At 62.4% G+C, this 17,649-nt stretch carries 22 protein-coding genes; 9 read left to right on the forward strand and 13 right to left on the reverse strand.

Features of this window, described 5'->3' with window-relative positions; all coding sequences use genetic code 11:
- Nucleotides 1-108: 108 nt before the first annotated feature.
- Together J6524_RS12020 and J6524_RS12025 are read left to right on the forward strand one after the other, a co-directional pair.
- The gene (locus J6524_RS12020) at nucleotides 109-684 is read left to right on the forward strand and encodes an HdeD family acid-resistance protein (protein WP_225670700.1); all 576 of its coding nucleotides are present in this window, start codon (nucleotides 109-111) and stop codon (nucleotides 682-684) included.
- 58 nt (nucleotides 685-742) lie between these two features.
- Complete coding sequence (locus J6524_RS12025) at nucleotides 743-964, forward strand: LapA family protein (RefSeq protein ID WP_225670701.1); 222 nt, start codon at nucleotides 743-745, stop codon at nucleotides 962-964.
- A gap of 87 nt (nucleotides 965-1,051) precedes the next feature.
- Here J6524_RS12025 and J6524_RS12030 read toward each other — a convergent pair whose 3' ends face one another.
- The gene (locus tag J6524_RS12030) at nucleotides 1,052-1,732 is read right to left on the reverse strand and encodes a DUF1326 domain-containing protein (protein WP_225670702.1); all 681 of its coding nucleotides are present in this window, start codon (nucleotides 1,730-1,732) and stop codon (nucleotides 1,052-1,054) included.
- A 51-nt stretch (nucleotides 1,733-1,783) separates the two neighbouring features.
- Complete coding sequence (locus tag J6524_RS12035) at nucleotides 1,784-2,824, reverse strand: MBL fold metallo-hydrolase (protein ID WP_225670703.1); 1,041 nt, start codon at nucleotides 2,822-2,824, stop codon at nucleotides 1,784-1,786.
- Nucleotides 2,825-2,981: 157 nt separating this feature from the next.
- Here J6524_RS12035 and J6524_RS12040 point away from each other — a divergent pair, with 157 nt between their 5' ends.
- From J6524_RS12040 to J6524_RS12060, 5 genes are all read left to right on the forward strand, one after another.
- The gene (locus J6524_RS12040; RefSeq protein ID WP_225670704.1) at nucleotides 2,982-3,992 is read left to right on the forward strand and encodes an AraC-like ligand-binding domain-containing protein; all 1,011 of its coding nucleotides are present in this window, start codon (nucleotides 2,982-2,984) and stop codon (nucleotides 3,990-3,992) included.
- 268 nt (nucleotides 3,993-4,260) lie between these two features.
- Nucleotides 4,261-5,427, forward strand: a complete 1,167-nt coding sequence (locus J6524_RS12045; RefSeq protein WP_225670705.1) for a saccharopine dehydrogenase family protein — start codon at nucleotides 4,261-4,263, stop codon at nucleotides 5,425-5,427.
- Between the two features lie 153 nt (nucleotides 5,428-5,580).
- Nucleotides 5,581-5,760 carry a hypothetical protein gene (locus J6524_RS12050; RefSeq protein WP_225670708.1) on the forward strand — a complete coding sequence of 60 codons (180 nt, stop codon included), beginning with the start codon at nucleotides 5,581-5,583 and terminating at the stop codon, nucleotides 5,758-5,760.
- A gap of 340 nt (nucleotides 5,761-6,100) precedes the next feature.
- Nucleotides 6,101-7,018, forward strand: a complete 918-nt coding sequence (locus J6524_RS12055; protein WP_225670710.1) for an aldo/keto reductase — start codon at nucleotides 6,101-6,103, stop codon at nucleotides 7,016-7,018.
- Nucleotides 7,018-7,701, forward strand: a complete 684-nt coding sequence (locus J6524_RS12060; protein ID WP_225670712.1) for a DUF6064 family protein — start codon at nucleotides 7,018-7,020, stop codon at nucleotides 7,699-7,701. Before J6524_RS12055 ends, J6524_RS12060 begins: the two co-directional genes overlap by 1 nt.
- 28 nt (nucleotides 7,702-7,729) lie before the next feature.
- On the opposite strand, the gene J6524_RS12065 is transcribed toward J6524_RS12060, so the two are convergent.
- Nucleotides 7,730-8,224, reverse strand: a complete 495-nt coding sequence (locus J6524_RS12065; RefSeq protein WP_225670714.1) for a DUF3237 domain-containing protein — start codon at nucleotides 8,222-8,224, stop codon at nucleotides 7,730-7,732.
- Between the two features lie 30 nt (nucleotides 8,225-8,254).
- Nucleotides 8,255-8,722, reverse strand: coding sequence for an ester cyclase (locus J6524_RS12070; RefSeq protein WP_225670716.1), 468 nt, complete (start codon nucleotides 8,720-8,722; stop codon nucleotides 8,255-8,257).
- Between the two features lie 116 nt (nucleotides 8,723-8,838).
- Here J6524_RS12070 and J6524_RS12075 point away from each other — a divergent pair, with 116 nt between their 5' ends.
- Nucleotides 8,839-9,447, forward strand: a complete 609-nt coding sequence (locus J6524_RS12075) for a TetR/AcrR family transcriptional regulator (RefSeq protein ID WP_225670718.1) — start codon at nucleotides 8,839-8,841, stop codon at nucleotides 9,445-9,447.
- 12 nt (nucleotides 9,448-9,459) lie between these two features.
- Here the strand turns inward: J6524_RS12075 and J6524_RS12080 are convergent, their stop codons facing one another.
- Nucleotides 9,460-9,837, reverse strand: a complete 378-nt coding sequence (locus J6524_RS12080) for a hypothetical protein (protein WP_225670720.1) — start codon at nucleotides 9,835-9,837, stop codon at nucleotides 9,460-9,462.
- Between the two features lie 180 nt (nucleotides 9,838-10,017).
- Here J6524_RS12080 and J6524_RS12085 point away from each other — a divergent pair, with 180 nt between their 5' ends.
- Nucleotides 10,018-10,329 (forward strand): putative quinol monooxygenase, encoded by a 312-nt coding sequence (locus J6524_RS12085; RefSeq protein ID WP_225670722.1) that lies wholly within the window; start codon nucleotides 10,018-10,020, stop codon nucleotides 10,327-10,329.
- A gap of 2 nt (nucleotides 10,330-10,331) precedes the next feature.
- Here J6524_RS12085 and J6524_RS12090 read toward each other — a convergent pair whose 3' ends face one another.
- The 8 genes from J6524_RS12090 to J6524_RS12125 all read right to left on the reverse strand — a co-directional run bounded on the left by J6524_RS12090 (nucleotide 10,332) and on the right by J6524_RS12125 (nucleotide 17,556).
- Nucleotides 10,332-11,609 (reverse strand): RNA polymerase sigma factor, encoded by a 1,278-nt coding sequence (locus tag J6524_RS12090; protein WP_225670724.1) that lies wholly within the window; start codon nucleotides 11,607-11,609, stop codon nucleotides 10,332-10,334.
- 31 nt (nucleotides 11,610-11,640) lie between these two features.
- The gene (locus tag J6524_RS12095; protein WP_225670726.1) at nucleotides 11,641-12,039 is read right to left on the reverse strand and encodes a YciI family protein; all 399 of its coding nucleotides are present in this window, start codon (nucleotides 12,037-12,039) and stop codon (nucleotides 11,641-11,643) included.
- A 471-nt stretch (nucleotides 12,040-12,510) separates the two neighbouring features.
- A complete protein-coding gene (locus J6524_RS12100) occupies nucleotides 12,511-13,113 on the reverse strand; it encodes a DUF4337 domain-containing protein (protein WP_225670728.1) in 603 nt (200 codons plus the stop codon).
- A 129-nt stretch (nucleotides 13,114-13,242) separates the two neighbouring features.
- Entirely contained in the window at nucleotides 13,243-13,935 is a 693-nt protein-coding gene (locus J6524_RS12105) for a protease inhibitor Inh/omp19 family protein (RefSeq protein ID WP_225670923.1), read from the reverse strand.
- Nucleotides 13,936-13,943: 8 nt separating this feature from the next.
- The gene (locus tag J6524_RS12110; protein ID WP_225670730.1) at nucleotides 13,944-14,933 is read right to left on the reverse strand and encodes a 2-hydroxyacid dehydrogenase; all 990 of its coding nucleotides are present in this window, start codon (nucleotides 14,931-14,933) and stop codon (nucleotides 13,944-13,946) included.
- Nucleotides 14,933-15,721: an ABC transporter permease gene (locus tag J6524_RS12115; protein WP_225670732.1), complete on the reverse strand. Its 789-nt coding sequence runs from the start codon at nucleotides 15,719-15,721 to the stop codon at nucleotides 14,933-14,935. The genes J6524_RS12110 and J6524_RS12115 overlap by 1 nt, the downstream gene beginning before the upstream one ends.
- Nucleotides 15,718-16,530 (reverse strand): ABC transporter ATP-binding protein, encoded by an 813-nt coding sequence (locus J6524_RS12120; RefSeq protein ID WP_225670734.1) that lies wholly within the window; start codon nucleotides 16,528-16,530, stop codon nucleotides 15,718-15,720. The genes J6524_RS12115 and J6524_RS12120 overlap by 4 nt, the downstream gene beginning before the upstream one ends.
- Before the next feature lie 6 nt (nucleotides 16,531-16,536).
- A complete protein-coding gene (locus J6524_RS12125) occupies nucleotides 16,537-17,556 on the reverse strand; it encodes an ABC transporter substrate-binding protein (RefSeq protein WP_225670735.1) in 1,020 nt (339 codons plus the stop codon).
- Nucleotides 17,557-17,649 lie beyond the last annotated feature (93 nt).

Below are 17,649 nucleotides of genomic sequence, written 5' to 3' on the forward strand. Positions count from 1 at the left end.
AACGGCCGGTTGCGCTAGTATCCAGGTGTCGAATATCCCGCGCCGCGCCCTGTCGCGCTGAGGGGCCGACAGATTACGTCGGATTGGTTTTCGCACCGGAGGACCGTCATGACCAGCTCTTCAGACACGGTAAATACCCCTCAGGCCGGCTCGGATACGGCGCCGCTACGCGCCAAGTGGGGCTGGATCGTCGCGCTCGGCGTCACCTATGTGATCGCCGGGTTCATCGCGCTCGGCAGCGTCGCGCTGGCAACCTTCGTCAGCGTTCTCGTCGTCGGCGTGATGATGATCATCGCCGGCGTCGCCGAGGTGATTAGCGCCTTCCAGATCAAGAGCTGGGGCAAATTCCTGCTCTGGGCCCTGCTCGGCGTGCTCTACATCTTCGCCGGCTTCGTGACGTTCCAGAATCCCCTGCTTGCCGCAGTGCTCCTGACTCTCATTCTCGGCGCAGCGCTGGTGGTCTCGGGCATCACGCGAATCGTGCTGGCCTTCAGCATGAAGCGGGAAACGCCCTGGATCTGGGTGGCGCTATCAGGTGTGATCACGCTTTTGCTCGGCGTGCTGATCCTGCTGCGCTGGCCAGTGTCGAGCCTTTATATCCTCGGCCTGTTCCTCGGCATCGACCTTATCATGGCCGGCGCTGGCTGGATCGGACTCGGCCTCGGTTTGCGCCGCGCGCGCTGAGGCGTGGTTGGCGGACTGCCGCGGCGCAGTCGCTTGATCGACGAAAAGGAGGCGCCCCATGCGCTGGATCTACCTCGCCGTGATCATTCTGTTCCTCGCTGCGACCAGTATCTTCGCGCTGCAGAACCTCGAGGCCGCGACGATGTCTTTCCTCGGCTCAAATATCCGGGTGCCGCTCGCGCTGCTGATCGCCGTCGCCTACCTGCTGGGCGCGGCCACCGGCGGCAGCCTGTTCGCGTTGCTGCGTCGATCTTACGAGGGGTCTAGAGGGACCTCCTGAATGGAGCGTCGTTTCGTCTCCGACCGGCGATAATCGCGAATCATTTATGGCATTGTCGGCACACTCATCGCACTCGTTGCGACGTCATTAATGCGGGGCCATGTGCCCAAGCCATGCCGTGAGTCTCGATCTTTCCCTGACCAAGCCATCCTGATTGAAGTGGTGAACACAAAAGTGCGCCCATGAATCTTCGAACGCCATTTCCATGTCACCTGTGACCGACGTGGTACCCAGCCCGATTTCTGCATAGGTAAACTCGAAACTGCCACTAGGGCGCGCCAGCGCGATGTGGAATGGTTGACCGGTAAACTCGTTGATCTTCGGCCTGCCGGTGCTCCGCATGATGCCTTGTATCTCTACCCTTGCGGTTCTGAGCTCCAGGTCTGCATCGAGATCAATCGGCAGGAACAACGTCTCGCAAAACTCCGAACATGTGGAGGCGAATACCGCGAAAAGATTGCTCAACGGTTCGCATGCCCTGCCCGAGATGATGGTTTCGAGCGCAATCCGTTGAGCTTCATCCGCACGCTCGTCGATAACGATCTGGCGCCGGCCGTTTCCGTCCTTGATTTCGCCAGGCCACTTGTAGAGCGCCGCCCAGTTCAAGCCTGAGAGCGGCGTATCGTTGAAGTGGCCTTCAACGATGGTCCCGACGAATGCCGACTGACAGTAGCCGCGGGTGCTCGGCAGATTGAACTGGCAACCGCAATTCATCGCGCAATTGCAGTTGTCATAGGTCTCGCTCTTGAACAGCCATTGGTCAGCCATCTCACTGCGCCTCCCGAAAGCGATGACGCTCAACTCGATTTTGCGCGAGCTTCAAGTCGGAACGAAGCGATAGGCGCCATCCTTGCGCTCGACGAAGCCGGTGCCAGGGAACGGCAGGTGAGCGCCGATCAGCCGGCGCTTCTCAATGACGAGTCGATCAAGCAGGCGTAGGCGGGTCGAGATGCCGCGATCAGGTTCATGGTCGACTGGCACCGGCCACGACGGATGCTGGAATGAGATCACAGCGTGCGTAAGCGCGTCCCCAACGACGACGAGACCATCCCCACCGACGATTTCGACCGAGATGTGGCCCTGCGTATGCCCTGGCGTATCGATGACCCGCACACCACTGATGATCTCATCGCCATCCCGTACCATCCTCATCTTGTCCTTGACGTGCGAGAAATGGTTCTTGGCGCCATTGATGATGCGATCGTTGGTTACCAAGACTGCCGGCAACCTTCGCATCACATCCGGGTCGGCCCAAAGGTTCCATTCGGCGGTCGAAACGAAATAGCTCGCATTCGGATAGATCGGGTTGTCATTTGCGTCGAGGATGCCCCAGAGGTGGTCAGGGTGGCCGTGGGTCAGGACGATCTTGGTAACGGCTGCAGGTGGGATGCCGGCAGCTTTGAGGTTCTCCGCAAGCCTTCCGGCGGTGGGCTGGTGGCGCGGGCCGGCGCCCGTGTCGACCAGGACCACATCGGACTGGCTACGGATCACCGCGACAGTGTTCACGAGCTGGAGCCGTTCGCCGGTTTGTCCGGCTGCGTTCAGGGCGGCTTCGCGCTCGGCGGGCGGAGAGTCGGGCGTCACGAGGAAGCCCGCTGGAAGGAAGAAATGGCCGTCGCTTACGACCAGAGTCTCGAGGCTGCCTGATTTGTGGACCGGTACCGCATGGACGGCTGCCCTTGTCGGTCGCAATGAAGAGACGCACGTAGGAGCGGCCAGAGCCGCTGCAGCCGATTCACCTAGAAATTGGCGACGAGCTATTCTGTGAACATGCCCTGCAGTCACGGCGCTTCCCTCCTTGATGGGCAGCCCCCTATCGATAGGCACCGCCCCGTTGGGCGCGAAGCTTAACTGGCGCATTTGGTTGCCAGATATCCGAGTGCCGCGAGGCCTATCCGGAAAGCGCGTAAAACGTTGAAATCGCCTTCGGGAACCACACGATCGTCATCCCAAACCGCAAGAATGATCGGAACATCCCAGGCCCGGCGTGGTATGCTTGATGAATACGGAGGCGAGCATGCAGCTTGGCACAGCGCCGCTTCTGGAGCAGATGCCTATCTTCCGCAGCCGCAATGTGGAAGAGACTGGTGCATTTCTGCGCGCGAAAGGCTACCGCTTCGACATCGCAAAGCGGCATGCGCGCCAGCTCGATGCCCGTCTCAACGGCGTTTACACGCCGGGCCTCTACATGGGTTACGTGCAATACGGCGGCGCATCGGTGGTCCTGTCTCCGAGCCCCGCCCGCACGGACACCTGGATCCACCTGCCGCTTCGCGGGCAACTTGAAGCCACCATTGGCCGCGACAATATCGTTTGCAATCCGAACGTTGCCACGATCATCTCGCCGATGCGCGAGAGATGTCGGCTGGTATCGGAGGCCGATAGCAGCCGCATCCAACTGTCTTTGACCAAATCCAGCCTTACAGGTCAGCTTGCCGCCCTACTCGGCGAGCCACCAACCGCTCCCCTCGACTTTGCGCCCACCATCGACCTCGCCGCGGGGTACGGCGGCAGCCTGGCACGCTACGTACTGCTGGCCGTCGCGGACCTGGAGCAGGCGGGATCGGTGCTCTGGAGTCCGATGACGATGAGCAAATTTGAGGAGTTCATCCTTACCGCACTGCTGCTGTCGCACCCACACAATTACAGCAATGCGCTGCGGCGCCTCGAGAGGCCGATTGCGCCGCGTGACGTAAGGCGCGCGGTCGACTACATCGAAGCCCACCTCGATCAGCCAGTCACAGTGGCCGACCTCGTTACGGCGACCGGGGTTGCGGGCCGAACACTCTTCATGCACTTCAGGGATTTCAAGGGCGTCTCGCCGATGCGCTACCTACGGAACACCCGCTTGAGGCAAGCTCGCCAAGCCTTGCTGCGGGCCGATCCGGAAGCGAATGTCACCGAGATCGCCATGAGCACGGGATTCACCCACATGGGCCGGTTCTCGGTCACGTACCGCATGCATTTTGGAGAAAGCCCTTCGGAGACCCTGAGAGGTCAAGCGCAGCGGTCTCGGAAGCAACCCTAGTTTGGGAAACTCTTGGCCAGCAATCGCGTTTGCTATGCTCAGTCGATCCACCAAAGCAACCGACTAGCTTCGTGCTGAGGTCTCGGGTCCGATGTCGCCTTTTTGACCCTAACCGACGTTGCGCCCCCAAGGCAGGAACTGTGGTATCCTCCGTCAGACGCAATGGGACGGCAGCCCCTCACTTGCTGCTCGTGCTGAGGGTCCCCGTGTCCTGCGATTGCACACGGCCTGAAGATAGCTCTTCCGGATCTCGAGGAGGACCAACGTCGTGAAGCGGGACTTCGACATCATCGTCTACGGCGCGACGGGCTACACTGGCCGTCTGATCGCCGAATATCTGGCGACGTCCTATCGCGGCGATGATGCTCCGTCCTGGGCGCTCGCGGGACGCTCGACCGAAAAGCTCCAGAAGGTACGTGCCGACATCGGCGCACCGGGCGATTTGCCTTTGGTGAAGGCCGATGCCGCCGAGCCGGCCAGCCTGCGTTCGATGTGCGACCGCGCCACCGTGATTATCACCACGGTCGGGCCTTACCAGCTCCACGGTCCCGGGCTTGTGGCGGCCTGCGCGGCCACGGGCACTGGCTATGTCGATCTGTGCGGCGAACCGGCCTGGATGCGGCGCATGATTGACGCCCATCACGAAGAGGCGAAACGGACCGGCGCCCGAATCGTCTTCTCCTGCGGCTTCGATTCCATCCCGTTCGATCTCGGCGTGCTCACGTTGCAGGAGAAGGCGCGCGAGAAATTCGGACGCCCGGCGCGGCGGGTCAGGGCTCGCCTGCGCAAGGTGAGGGGCGGCATGTCCAGCGGCACCGCAGCGAGCGCTCAGGCAACAATGGCCGCCGCCGCACGCGACCCGGCCCTGATCCGGCTGCTGACTGATCCCTTCGCGTTGACGCCGGGGTTCGTCGGGCCGTCTCAGCCGTCGGGTCTTATTCCCGAATACGACCCGAGCCTGAACACGTTGCTCGTGCCGTTCCCAATGGCGCCGATCAACACCAAGAACGTGCACCGCACGAATTTCCTGCTGGGTCACCCCTATGGCACCGATTTCGTTTACGACGAGATGATGGCCACGCCAAAAATTGGCGAAATGGCTCGCGTGACGGAGACCTTCGCCACGATGGTTTCCTTGCTCGGGACCGGCGGCCTCAAACCCGGCGGAGGCCCGACGCGGGAAGAGCGTGAGAAGGGCTACTACGACATCCTTTTCCTGGGCGAGCTGCCGGATGGTGGACGCGTCGAGGCGCACGTCACGGGCAACCGAGATCCGGGCTACGGTTCGACCAGCAAGATGATCGCCGAGAGCGCACTCTGCCTCGTGCGCGACGTGCAGGGCGAGGGCGGCATCTGGACGCCGGGCGCGCTGATGGGCCCGGCGTTGCGCAAGCGTCTGACGGAGCGCGCCGGCCTTACCTTCAGTACGCGTTGAGTAACGCTCAGAACTGCAGCGGCGTGCTGGATCACGCGGTTCGTAAGCGACGAAAGCGCCCCTGGGCGCGAGCGAACCTAAAATCCTACTCAATGGCCGCTTGCGCCATAACATCCGCGCATGAATGTCGCGGAATCAAACAAGGAGCTGACCATGACTAAGCGTATCCCTGAGAACTATTCCGTAGCCGAGTGGAGACTCGTCACCGTCATTGGCAACACGATGCCGCCGCGAGTCCCCGATGATGATGATGACGATGACGACGACGAAGATGACGACACCGAACCGGATGACGAGGCGCCAGTCGTCAGAGAACCCGACGAAGACGAGTAAGCGCCAAGGCTCGTGCAACAGCTCGCCAGCCGTGATCGCGATGCAGCTCAATGATTAGCTGCATCGAGGTCGGAAGACATTCGATCAACCGCATCGACTCCGCGCCCCATTTCGGCGGTGCGGCGGCAGCGTTTGGCGGTCTCGCGCGCAAGTCACGCAAGTTTGAGAGGACTGAAGTTCATCTAGTGATATCCGCGGTCCATCGTAGATTGAGCACGGCGCGCGGCTGCATATTTAGTCCAGTGCCTTAATCTGCAATTCTGCGCTGCAAAGCTGGCGGCGGCGTTGCGTTACTCTGCCTTTGCATGGGAGTTTCCTCGCCGCGATACTGGAGCATCGGATGCGGACGACACGCCGAACGTTGCTGCAAGCCGCCTTGATGACGGCCACTGCTGCGCACTTGCCAGGCACACTGCATGCCCAGCAAACCCAGCCCGCGCGCCGTCCTATTCCCTCGACCGGCGAAGAGATGCCAATCGTCGGACTGGGAACCTGGATCACCTTCAATGTCGGCAACGATCCGGCGCTCAGGAACGAATGCGCAAACGTCATCGCCGCCTTCTTCGAGGCGGGCGGCCGCATGATCGATTCCTCGCCCATGTATGGCTCGTCCCAGCCGGTGATAGGCTATGGCCTGCAGAAGCTCGGGCGACCTTCCGCGCTGTTCTCGGCCGAAAAGGTCTGGACCTCGTCAGCGACGGCAGGTCCGGCCCAGATCGAGCAGTCCCGCCGCTTCTGGGGCGTGCCGAAATTCGATCTCATTCAGGTTCACAATCTCCTTGCCTGGAAGCCACATCTGCAAACGCTCTTCCAGATGAAGACGGCCGGCGCGCTCCGTTACGTCGGGATCACCACATCCGAAGGCCGCCGTCATGACCTTCTCGAACAAATCATGCGGAGCGAGCCGATCGATTTCGTGCAGCTCTCCTATAACGTCGTCGATCGCGAGGCAGAGGCGCGGCTGCTGCCGCTCGCCCAGGAGCGCGGCATCGCCGTCATCGTCAACCGGCCGTTCCGGCAGGGCGCGCTGACCGATCGGCTCAAGCGCGAGAAGCTGCCCGAATGGTCCGCCGAACTCGGCGCCTCGAGCTGGGCGCAGCTCATGCTGAAATTCATCCTCGCTCACCCGGCCGTCACCGTCGCCATTCCCGCCACCACGCGCGTCGACCACGTGCGCGAAAACCTCTCGGCTGCCGCCGGCCCGATGCCGGACGCTGCCATGCGGCAGCGCATCTCCGCTCACGTGAAGGCCCTTTGATGTCGGAGTGGTGGACCTACCGGGCGGAGGATTTCCTGCTGTTTTCGCCGCGCGCCTACTGGCGCATGTTCGAGCTGCATAATGCGGCGCTCTGGCCCCTGCACGTTCTGACGCTCGCCGCCGGCCTCATCATCATGCTGCTCATCGCGCGACAGTCGAAAAACCTGACGCGCTGGGTCGCCCTCGTCCTCGCGATGCTCTGGATCTTCGTCGGCTGGTCATTTCTGTGGAATCGCTATTCGGCCATCAACTGGGCTGCCGTCTACATCGCACCCTTCTTCTTCATTGAGGGCGTGTTGCTTGCTGTCGCATTCCTTTTCGACGCCCTCGCCTTCGACCGCCGCCGGCCTACCGACTGGATCGGATATCTCATCCTCGGCTTCGCACTTCTCGGACAGCCATTGCTTGCGCCGCTGCAGGGACGCGGCTGGGCCGCATCAGAGATCTTTGGCATCACGCCGGACCCCACGGCGATCGCGACGCTTGGCGTTCTGCTCCTCGCCCGCGGCAGGCTTTTGCCATGGCTGCTGCCAATCCCCGTTCTCTGGTGCCTCATGAGCGGCGTGACGCTACAGACTATGGGGGAGCCGCAAGCCTGGGTGCTATTCGCCGCCCTGGCGCTAGCCGCTGTTGGCTGGATCTGGACGATCATCCGTCAGCGCGGATCTCTTCCGGCAGCGTGAACGAACGCGCGAGCGCTATGTGCTTCCGTCAGACGATCTGGGAAACACTATAGGCGACGCCTCCTTCCACCAGATAACCCGATCCGACGCAGACGATGTCGTTCATCCAGGCATATTGCTCCGCGCCGGTCTCGAATAGCGGATTGGTGCGGAAGTAGTAACGCGAAGGATCGACCTGATAGCGTTTCGCCGGATCGGCCATCTCAGCGCGCAATTCGGGCGGCGTGATCCAGCGGCCGCCATAGGTCATGTGCACCAGCGCATCGTCATGGGTACGCAAGGTCAGACGCACATCCAGCGACATCGCACCATCAGCGCGAAACAGCGCCCAATCGCCGCCGCCGGGCACAACCTTGCCGCGCAACCTCGGACCCTCGAAGCTACCGCCGGCCGCACCGAACAGAATGCGACGGCCGAACGGACCGTCACCAATGTTGAGACGTGGATTGAGATCGACGACGATGTCGAACAACGGCTCCGTCCTGATGGCTGCAACGGGTTTGACGCGTGGGTCTGCTGTCATGTCCAAAACTCTTCCCTTGCTGACAAGATGTCATGCGGCGGCAGAGCGGGCGGCTGAGCCGCCAAAAATCCTGCTCCGGACCGCATCGGTCGAGACGCCCGATTGAGCGCACAGTTCCGACAGGTCGAAGAAGAAGCGCTCATGGACGATCAGATCGTCCTTGAAGGCAAACTGAATGAAGACCGGGAGTTCGGCTCGCCTGCCGTTGGGGACCACGCCAAAGCGGTCGCCGGTCATGGTCATCTGCACACGGCCCCAGCAACCCAGGGTCTCGTCATTGGCGGCATGGCCTTCGAGAGCGACGTTGTAGTCCGGGAACGCCGCAAAGAACCGGCCTAACACCTTCTCGTTCTCGGCAAGTCCGCGCGCGCTCGTCCCGAACGCCGGGTTCTCCAGCAGCATCTCGCGGTGCAGGACCTTCAACGCCGCCGGTACGTCCTGCCGGCTCTTGGCAGCAGCCAAGGCCTGGACGAGTTCAAACATCCGATCGCTATTCATGAACTGCTCCCTCACGAGGCTCGTGCCTCCTCGTAAAATCATACGACTTGTTTTTTACATACCGTATGTATGGTATATGTTGATGGGATCACGTGCGTCAAGTGGTATGTGGGGGCATGCAGGAAACCGGACGCGAACGAACCCGCCGCGAGGAATACACGGAAGCCACGCGGCAGGCCTTGTTGTCGGCTGGCCGCGAGGCATTCGCGGCCGAGGGCTATCAGGCGGCGGGCATAGAGGCGATCTCGCGCTCAGCGCGGGTGACGCGGGGCGCCTTCTATCACCACTTCGAGGACAAGAAGGCGCTGTTCGACGCCGTGGTCGTCGCCTTGCAGATCGAGGCCGCGGCCAAGATCGAGGCGCGTGCGAAGACGCAACGGAAGGTGTGGGACCGTCTGGCCGAGGGCATCGAGGCCTATCTCGACGTCTGCCTCGAGCCGACCTATGCGCGCATCGTCATCCAAGAAGCGCCGGCGGTGCTCGGCAATGCGCGCTACCGGGAGATCGAGGAGGCCCACCCGATGGCGCTGCTCACCGCGACGCTGGCGGCGCTGAAGCGACAGGGCGAACTCGATTTCGAGGATATCGAGCTTCTGAGCCGGATGGTCGATGCGATGATCTGCGAGATGGCGCTGCTGCTGCCCACCGCAGAGAACCCGAAGAAGCTTCGCGCCCGCGGTCAGAAGATCATCGACAGCCTGCTCGGCTCATTCCGCCCGGCGTAGGCGCCGGCGCGCTCACGGCGCGATCCATCGCCGCACCGCCTCGACGGTATCGGCCGGCGTGGTGTTGAAGCAGATGCGCGTCTGCGGCGCGCCGAGGTGGACCAGATTGATGATCCGCTCGAATAATAACAGCCGCTCTCGCGGCTCACGCAGGCCGGCGCCGATCACCACGCAATCATAGTGCTTTGCGCCCAGCGCCAGTGCAGCGACGGCTTCGGCGGTGTCGCCGAGATCGATCAGACAGCTATCGGCGTCATACCCCATGGCGCGAAGCTGCTCGATCTGAGCCTGAAGGGTGCTCGTCACCAGTTCGGCCGTAAGCCCCGGGAAAGCGCTGAAGTCGACGAGGGAGGGATCGATGCCGATCGCGAGCACGGTCTTTTTTGCCATGCACCTGCTCCATTTTCGAAACGGAAACAGCGGTGGCCTAACGCTTCGCTGTCAGGCGAAGTTCCAACATCATGAACATGACAGTTCGTCACTCATCGAAACATCGATGTCACCAAAGCGCGCATAATGATCTCAGTCGCCGACCGGAAATCAAGCGTCGGCTTCTGCAAGGAGAGCATCATGGCAACCACCGACACTGCAAACCAGCACCTGATCGTCACCGCGTTCTGGGAAGTCAATTCCGGAGAGGAACGCGCGGTCGCAGCGCTTCTGAAGGACTTCCTTCCGCAGGCGCAACGCGAACCCGGCGTGAAGGAGTTCCAGATTCACCAGAACATGGCTAAGCCGAGAGAATTCTTCTTCTACGAAGTGTTCGCAGGCGAAGCGGCGTTTGCCGAGCATCAGCAGACCGATCACTTCAAGAACATCATCCTCGGCCAGGCGATCCCCAAGCTCGCCAAACGCGAGCGATCGCAGTTCCGCTTCATCTGACGTCAAACGCGATCCGGCGCACTGCCGCGAGCCGCGGCGGCGCGCCGCTTCAACAGCTCCTGTTCGCGGCGGTTGCCGGCAAGCGCCGCGGCAGTCTCAAATGCCGCATGCGCTTCGGCGTGGCGGCCGAGCTTGCAGAGCAGGTCGCCGCGGACGCTCGCCAGCAGATGATAATTCTTTAGCGCCGGCTCGTCCGCCAGTCGATCCACGATTGCGAGCGCGGCTGCCGGTCCCTCGGCCATGCCGATGGCGACCGCGCGGTTGAGCTCGATGATCGGCGATGGGACCAGCGCGGCTAGCTCGGTGTAGAGCGCCGCTATGCGCGGCCACTCGGTCTCTTCGGGAGTACTCGCTTTGGCGTGACAGGCGACGATCGCCGCCTGCAACGTATAGAATCCTCGCCCCCCGCCAAGTTCGTGCGCCCGCGCCAGCGCCGTCAGCCCGCGGCGGATCTGAAGCTGGTCCCATCGTGCGCGGTTCTGGTCCATCAGTAGAATCGGATCGCCGGCCGCATCGGTGCGCGCCGCGGTACGCGATGCGTTCAATTCCATCAGCGCAAGCAGGCCGTGGGCTTCGGCTTCCCGCGGCGCGACCAGCGTCAGCACGCGGCCCATGCGCAGCGCGTCGTTGCAGAGCTGCGGCCGCAGCCATTCGTCGCCGCGGGCGGCCGTATAGCCTTCGTTGAAGATGAGGTAGACGACCTCCAGCACCGAGGCGAGCCGCTCCGAAAGCTCTTGGCCGCGCGGGGTTTCGTAGGCGAGCCCGGACTCCGACAGCGTCCGCTTCGCGCGCACGATACGCTGGGCAATCGTCGCTTCCGGCTGCAGGAAAGCGCGCGCGATCTCTTCCGTGGTGAGGCCGCAGATCATCCGCAGCGCCAGCGCCGCGCGGGCCTCGCGCGACAATCGCGGATGGCAGGCGGTGAAGATCAGCCGCAGCAACTCGTCGCCGATATCGTCGTCGAGTGCCGTGTCCGGATCGGGCATTATCTGCTGTTCCTGCTCGAGGTCCCGTATCAGCATCTCGTGCTTGCGGGCGAGCATGCTGCGGCGGCGCAGGTCATCGAGCGCACGGCGCTTGGCGGTCGCCATCAGCCATGCGCCGGGCCGTTCCGGCACACCGCTATCGGGCCAGTGTTCGAGCGCCGCCAGCAGCGCCTCCTGCGTCAGGTCTTCGGCCAGCGGCACGTCGCGCAACATCCTGGACAGGCTGGTGAGCAGACGCGGCTGCTCAATGCGCCAGACCGCCAGGATGGTGCGATGGATGTCGGCGGCCGTCATCGCCGCCGACTGCGCCTGACAAACATTCGCATCAGGCGTGGGCGCGTATGCCGACCTCGCAAGCGCCGTCCACGCCCGGTGTCGCCATCACGCGAACCTCGCAGGTGCCTTCCCAGCCCGGCATGTGCTCGAGGTGCAACTGCATGAATTCCTTGGCTGCCGCCACCGCCTCTTCCATGTCACGGAGGTCGAAGATCGCGTAGCCGCCGATTAGTTCCTTGCTCTCGACGAACGGGCCATCGATCACGCCGAGCTTGCCATCCGTGATCCTGACCTGCGCACCGGCCATGGCAATCGGCATCAGCCCGCCGGTATCGAGCATGCGGCCGGCCTTAATTTCACGCTCGGCGAGCTTGCCCATCGCTTCCATCAGGGCAGGGGTCGGGCCTTTGTCGGGCTGGGGTGAGGTAACGACATACATGAAGCGCATCGAGGACTCCCGTTGAGGCGAGCCGCGGCGGCAATCGCCACGAAACTGTCTCGCTATAGGAGACGACGAACGGAAGGACGCCGGATCGACAGCGCCCCCGAATTAATTTTGCCCGGCTTCCCGCGGACCGGCCGGCCCAATTCGGCTGAGGGCCAAATGGCGCCATCACCAAACCTGGACGGCCGAAAAGTACGCTCGCTGAGACCGCAGCGAGCGTAGGGCCCCGCCTTGGCCGTTACCGGCGTTTCCGGCCAAAATCCGAGGGTGACAAATGATCTTGCGCGGATGGCATTTGATTTTGCGCGCTACACGAAGTCAGCCTCCCTGCTGAGAGTCAGAAGCGGACATTGGCTACGCGACCAACATGTTGGCTAAGAGCCAACACCGAGGAATGCGCGGCCTGCGTCACATTGTCGTCGCTCCCCTCATCCTTGCCAAACAGCACCTGCACTACCATCCGCGTGCGGACCTCTATGCTGCCAGAAACGGTATCTCGATCGCCAGTGTATAGCCGTTGACCATCAGCAGGCCACCCGCGGCACCGACGATGCCGCCGACGATCGCAAGCCAGGGCAGCGTCGCGACGATCGAGACCGAGATCAGCACGATGGCGATCTGCAGAAGAGCTTCGGCATAGTCGAAGTAGGGATCCTGCTTCAGCGCATGGTCGCGCCTGCTCTCATAGTCCTTGGCCCGCACCATCAATTCCTTCTTGCCCTCCTGCGTCTCGGGCTCGGACTCGTAGCGTGCCGCCGTCTTGCGATAGGCCTCCGCTTTTGCCTTCAGGGCCGCCCTGGCCTCGGCGTTGAGGCTTCCGTCCTGCAGGAACGCCAGTTCGATCGCGTCGGCCGCGAGGTTATAGTCGGTCTGGCGGATGTTCTTGGCCTGGTAGAAGGCATAGTGGTTCGCGGCATAGATGTTGTTGTTGGTCGCCTCCTTGCCGGCGTTGGCGCCGCCAAGCCCGGTGATGGCCAGCAGCATCGCCAGAATGGCGATGCCGACCGCCGCGCGCTGCTTGAAGCGGTCGTTCGCCTTCTCCTGATCCATCATGTCGGCGGCGTCTTCGGCTTTCATCGATCGGCTCCTCGTTCTCCTAAAGGGCAGGCATGATAAACAACGGCGTTGTGTCACCATCGCGACGCACGAGCACGTTGATTTGTTCCGCAGAATGAGTACACGCCCTGGTTCACTGAGAACTGGACGCTATTGTCCCCGCAGCATGATCAGGGGATCGGCGGTATCGGGCACTTTCCGCCACTGCGCATTGTCGTCGGCCTCGAACTGCCAGGTCTCGCCGGACTTCGACATCAGGATCATCTGCCCGCGCTCCAGCCGCCACTCGGTCGGCGCAAAGGCGGCGACTACCGGATCGCATTTCGGCTTCAGGAACACCTGGAAATTATCGCCTGACGCCTCCGTATTGGTCAGCGTCAGGCCGCAGACCGGCCGGCCGTTGCCGCGGACCATCGACCAGTCGCCGATCATCTGGTCCATCGATTTGGCGAGCGAGCGTGCGGCGGCGAGGTTCTGCAGGATGTAGACCCCCTCACCGCTGCGCAAGCCCTCGAAGATGCCGCTTTCGACTTCGGTGAAATCGATCACCGGCTGTCCGGCGGCATCCTGCAGCCGAACGATATCCAGCCCCCTGATGTTCCAGGCCGTGATGTCCTTGGTGAACGGCAGCGCCTTGGCGCAGCCCGGCTCAAGCTCGAGCTTGAGCCCCTGCGGCGTGGTGTCACCCTTCAACGTGACGACGCAGGTCTTGCTGCGCTCAGTGGTGGCGAGCTCCCACTGCCCGATCATCTCCTTCTTCAGGCTCGCGGCATCCTGCGCCGCCGATGGCGGCGCAAGCGCAAGCAGCGCGGTCAGCGCTGCTGCTGCGATACCCGAATGCATATGCGACATCAGCGTCCCTTCACCGGGGTTTCCGGCACCGGCGTCAGCGGCGCCTTGCCGGCAAACCAGTTCTTCAGGTTATCGACGACGAGTTGGTCCATGGCATTGCGCGTTACCACGGAAGCCGAGCCGATATGTGGCAACAGCACGACATTTTGCATGGCCTTCAGCTCGTCCGGCACGTTCGGCTCGTTGGCGAAAACATCGAGCCCGGCCGCAAGGATGGTGCCGGATTTCAAGGCGGCCACCAACGCCGGCTCGTCAACGACCGAGCCGCGCGCGACGTTGATCAGGACGCCGCGCGGACCGAGCGCCTGGAGCACATCGGCATTGATCATCTTGGCGGTTGAAGCGCCGCCGGGCACGATCACGACCAGCGTGTCCACTTCCTTCGCCATCTCCAAGAGATCAGGATAGTGCTTGTAAGATACGGCCGAGGAGGGCCTTCGCGAGTGATAGCACACCGGCACGCGCGAGGCCTCCAGCCGGCGTCCGATCGCTTGACCGATACGGCCCATGCCGACGATTCCGACCTTGCGGTCGCGCAGCGAACCGACGCTCAACGGATAGTTTTGCGCCTGCCACAGGCCGGAGCGCAGATAGCGGTCCGCTTTGACGAACTCGCGCACGGTCGCAATCAGAAGCCCCATCGCGACGTCGGCGACTTCTTCCGTCAGCACGTCAGGCGTGTTGGTGACGACGATGTTGTGCTCGCGCGCGTAAGCGGAATCAACGTGGTCGTAGCCGACGCCGAAGCTTGCGACGATCTCGAGCTTTGGAAATTGTGACAGCGCCTTCGCGTCTGCCGGCACCATGTGATAGGTCACCGCCATGCCGCGGATCTTTCCGACGACATCGGGCGTCAAGCGTTCGAGGTCGGCGCGGCTCTCCGCCATATGCAGGACGTACTGATCCGAAAAGCCGTTTTCCAGGATCGGCCGGACCGGGCCGTAGATCAGGAGATCGATCTTCTCGGACGAAACATTAGCGGCAGCCATCAATTTTCCTTTCCAAGCGCGCTTTCGTGCCAGCGCCGTAGTACCAGATGCGAAACTAGCGCCAGCAGGGCATAGATGACAATCCCGGCCACCGACAGCAACAATAGCGCCGCGAACATTCGGGGAATGTTGAGGCGATAGCCTGACTCGGCGATCCGGAAGGCAAGGCCGGAGCCGGCGCCGGCGGTGCCCGCCGCGATTTCCGCAACCACGGCGCCGATCAGCGACAGGCCGCCCGCGATCCGCAGGCCCCCGAGAATATAGGGCAGCGCCGCCGGCAATTTCAGGTACCGCAGCGTCTGCAGACGCGACGCGCCATAGAGCTGAAACAAGCCGGCCAGATTGCGGTCCACCGAATTCAACCCGAGCGTGGTGTTGGACAGCACCGGAAAGAAACCGACGATCCAGGCGCAGACGATCACCGCGGTCTGCTGCGGCAGGTAGATCAGCAACAGCGGCGCAATTGCGATCACCGGCGTGACCTGCAGAATTACGGCGTAGGGAAACAACGAATGTTCCAGCCATTTCGACTGGTTGAACAGCAGCGCCAGCGCAATACCGCCGATGGCAGCCGCAATAAAGCCTTCCAGCGTGGTGAGCAGCGTGACGCCAAGCGACTCCGACAGCACCGGCCAGTCCGCCACAAGTGTCTGTAACACGACATAGGGACTAGGCAGCACATAGGGCGGGATGTCGTTGATGCGCACCACGAGTTCCCACAGCGCGAGTCCCGCCGCGAGCACGGCGATGGGTAGCAGCATGCGGCCGATGTTCTGGAAAGAGCTCATGCGCCGCGCTGCCCGAAATAGGAAGGCGCGAGGGCAGCGGAGACCTCGCGGCAGTGCGCCGCGTACTCCGCCGAAGTGCGAAACTCCTCCCCACGCGGCTCCGGCGCCGTGATGCGAAACTCGCGTGCCAGGCGGCCCGGCCGCGCCGTCATCACGATCACCCGCTGCGACAGGTAGACCGATTCGAACACCGAATGGGTGACGAAGATGACGGTCTTGTTCAGCGTGCGCCAGAGATCAAGCAGATCGTTGTTGAGACGAAAGCGCGTGATCTCGTCAAGCGCCGCGAACGGCTCGTCCAATAGGAGAATATCCGGGTCGGTTACGAGCGCGCGCGCCAGCGAGACTCGCATCTTCATTCCGCCGGATAATTCGCGCGGGTATGCGCCAGCAAATTCGGCAAGCCCGACCTGCGCCAGCGCGTCATCAATGCGCCGGTCGGCCTCGGCCGTCGTCGCGTGCGCCAGCTTCAGCGGCAGGCGAACGTTCTCGCGCACGCTCGCCCATGGCATCAAGGTAGGCTCCTGAAACACGAAGCCTATGGGATGACGCCCATCCGCCTTGCTGGCGCGATGGGAAACCTCCACCGTGCCCGCGCTCGGCGCTGCGAGCCCCGCAATCAGCCGCAGCGCGGTGGATTTGCCGCAGCCGGAAGGCCCGAGCAGCGAGACGAATTCGCCTTTTGCGACCTCGAGATCAAGCGGTCCGAGCGCGGTCACGCCGTTGTCATAGATCTTGGTAACGGCGCGCAGGCGCACGGCAAGGCCCGCGGCACCGAAATCCGTCTTGGACAAAGCCGGCTCGGCCATTCTCGGTCAGTTCTTCGGCCGCAGATCGAGACCGACGCCCTTGTTGACGAAGCGCAGCGTGTAGGCCTGGCGGTAATCGATATCGCGGCGAACGACGCCCGCCCGCACCATCTTGTCGAAGAAGCTCGCCATGCGCGTGTCGTTCATCGCGCCGATGCCGTCGCGCAACGTGTCGCCGGAATCGACGATGCCGTATTCCTTCATCTTGACGACCGAATAGCTGAGCAGTTCGTCAGTCATTTCCGGGTTCATCTGCTTGATCATGGCGTTGCCGGCCGAATTGTCGCCGTAGAGATAATTGTACCACCCGACGGCAGAGGCATCGACGAAGCGCTGCACGAGATCAGGCTTCTTGTCGACGATCTCGCGGCGGGTCTCGATCAGCGTCGAATAGGCGTTGAAGCCGTGATCGGCGAGCAGGATCACGCCAGGCTTGAAGCCCGCCGCCTTCTCGACGGCATAAGGCTCTGATGTCACGTAACCCTGCATCGCGCTCTGCTTGTTCACGATGAAGGGCTGCGAGTTGAAGGTATAGGGCTTCACCTTGCTCTCGCTGAACCCGTATTCGGATTTCAGCCACTGGAAATAGCTCGCGACGCCTTCCTTGGAAACAAAAAGCGTCAGGGGCTTGAGCTCTTCGAGCTTGGTGACCTTGCTCTCGGGGTGGGTCAGGAACACCTGCGGATCCTTCTGGAAGATCGCAGCGACCGCAATCAGCGGCACGTCGTTGGCAACTGCGTCGAACGATTGCAGCGTATTCGCGCTCATGAAAAAATCGAGCTTGCCCGCGGTCAAAAGGATACGGTTGTTGGTGTTGGGCCCGCCCGGCACGATGGTGACGTCAAGGCCGTATTTCTTATAGGTGCCGTCGGCGACTGCCTGAAAGAAGCCGCCATGTTCGGCCTCCGCGACCCAGTTGGTTCCGAACGATACCTTGTCGAGGGTTTGCGCACGCGCCGGCATCATCGCGGCAGCCAGTGCCAAAAGAGCCGCGGTTAACGCTCGCGGCAAAAAGGCCGGGTTCATGGTTGGACTCCGTCGATCGTTCTGGCCCATGATGGGAGCTTAGGGACGTTGACCACGTTCCAAAGGAATTTATCAAGGTTTGATCCGGAGATC

Origin of the sequence: Bradyrhizobium hereditatis (genome assembly GCF_020329435.1) — a bacterium.
Taxonomy (GTDB): Bacteria; Pseudomonadota; Alphaproteobacteria; order Rhizobiales; family Xanthobacteraceae; genus Bradyrhizobium; species Bradyrhizobium hereditatis.

Coding starts and splice junctions, on each gene's coding strand:
- J6524_RS12040 (WP_225670704.1), top strand. CDS start 2,982: ATGCAGCTTGGCACAGCGCCGCTTCTGGAGCAGATGCCTATCTTCCGC.
- J6524_RS12025 (WP_225670701.1), top strand. CDS start 743: ATGCGCTGGATCTACCTCGCCGTGATCATTCTGTTCCTCGCTGCGACC.
- J6524_RS12085 (WP_225670722.1), top strand. CDS start 10,018: ATGGCAACCACCGACACTGCAAACCAGCACCTGATCGTCACCGCGTTC.
- J6524_RS12115 (WP_225670732.1), bottom strand. CDS start 15,721: ATGAGCTCTTTCCAGAACATCGGCCGCATGCTGCTACCCATCGCCGTG.
- J6524_RS12035 (WP_225670703.1), bottom strand. CDS start 2,824: ATGCGCCAGTTAAGCTTCGCGCCCAACGGGGCGGTGCCTATCGATAGG.
- J6524_RS12030 (WP_225670702.1), bottom strand. CDS start 1,732: ATGGCTGACCAATGGCTGTTCAAGAGCGAGACCTATGACAACTGCAAT.
- J6524_RS12020 (WP_225670700.1), top strand. CDS start 109: ATGACCAGCTCTTCAGACACGGTAAATACCCCTCAGGCCGGCTCGGAT.
- J6524_RS12105 (WP_225670923.1), bottom strand. CDS start 13,935: ATGCATTCGGGTATCGCAGCAGCAGCGCTGACCGCGCTGCTTGCGCTT.
- J6524_RS12095 (WP_225670726.1), bottom strand. CDS start 12,039: ATGCGCTTCATGTATGTCGTTACCTCACCCCAGCCCGACAAAGGCCCG.
- J6524_RS12075 (WP_225670718.1), top strand. CDS start 8,839: ATGCAGGAAACCGGACGCGAACGAACCCGCCGCGAGGAATACACGGAA.
- J6524_RS12110 (WP_225670730.1), bottom strand. CDS start 14,933: ATGGCTGCCGCTAATGTTTCGTCCGAGAAGATCGATCTCCTGATCTAC.
- J6524_RS12070 (WP_225670716.1), bottom strand. CDS start 8,722: ATGAATAGCGATCGGATGTTTGAACTCGTCCAGGCCTTGGCTGCTGCC.
- J6524_RS12100 (WP_225670728.1), bottom strand. CDS start 13,113: ATGAAAGCCGAAGACGCCGCCGACATGATGGATCAGGAGAAGGCGAAC.
- J6524_RS12080 (WP_225670720.1), bottom strand. CDS start 9,837: ATGGCAAAAAAGACCGTGCTCGCGATCGGCATCGATCCCTCCCTCGTC.
- J6524_RS12125 (WP_225670735.1), bottom strand. CDS start 17,556: ATGAACCCGGCCTTTTTGCCGCGAGCGTTAACCGCGGCTCTTTTGGCA.
- J6524_RS12065 (WP_225670714.1), bottom strand. CDS start 8,224: ATGACAGCAGACCCACGCGTCAAACCCGTTGCAGCCATCAGGACGGAG.
- J6524_RS12060 (WP_225670712.1), top strand. CDS start 7,018: ATGTCGGAGTGGTGGACCTACCGGGCGGAGGATTTCCTGCTGTTTTCG.
- J6524_RS12050 (WP_225670708.1), top strand. CDS start 5,581: ATGACTAAGCGTATCCCTGAGAACTATTCCGTAGCCGAGTGGAGACTC.
- J6524_RS12120 (WP_225670734.1), bottom strand. CDS start 16,530: ATGGCCGAGCCGGCTTTGTCCAAGACGGATTTCGGTGCCGCGGGCCTT.
- J6524_RS12055 (WP_225670710.1), top strand. CDS start 6,101: ATGCGGACGACACGCCGAACGTTGCTGCAAGCCGCCTTGATGACGGCC.
- J6524_RS12090 (WP_225670724.1), bottom strand. CDS start 11,609: ATGACGGCCGCCGACATCCATCGCACCATCCTGGCGGTCTGGCGCATT.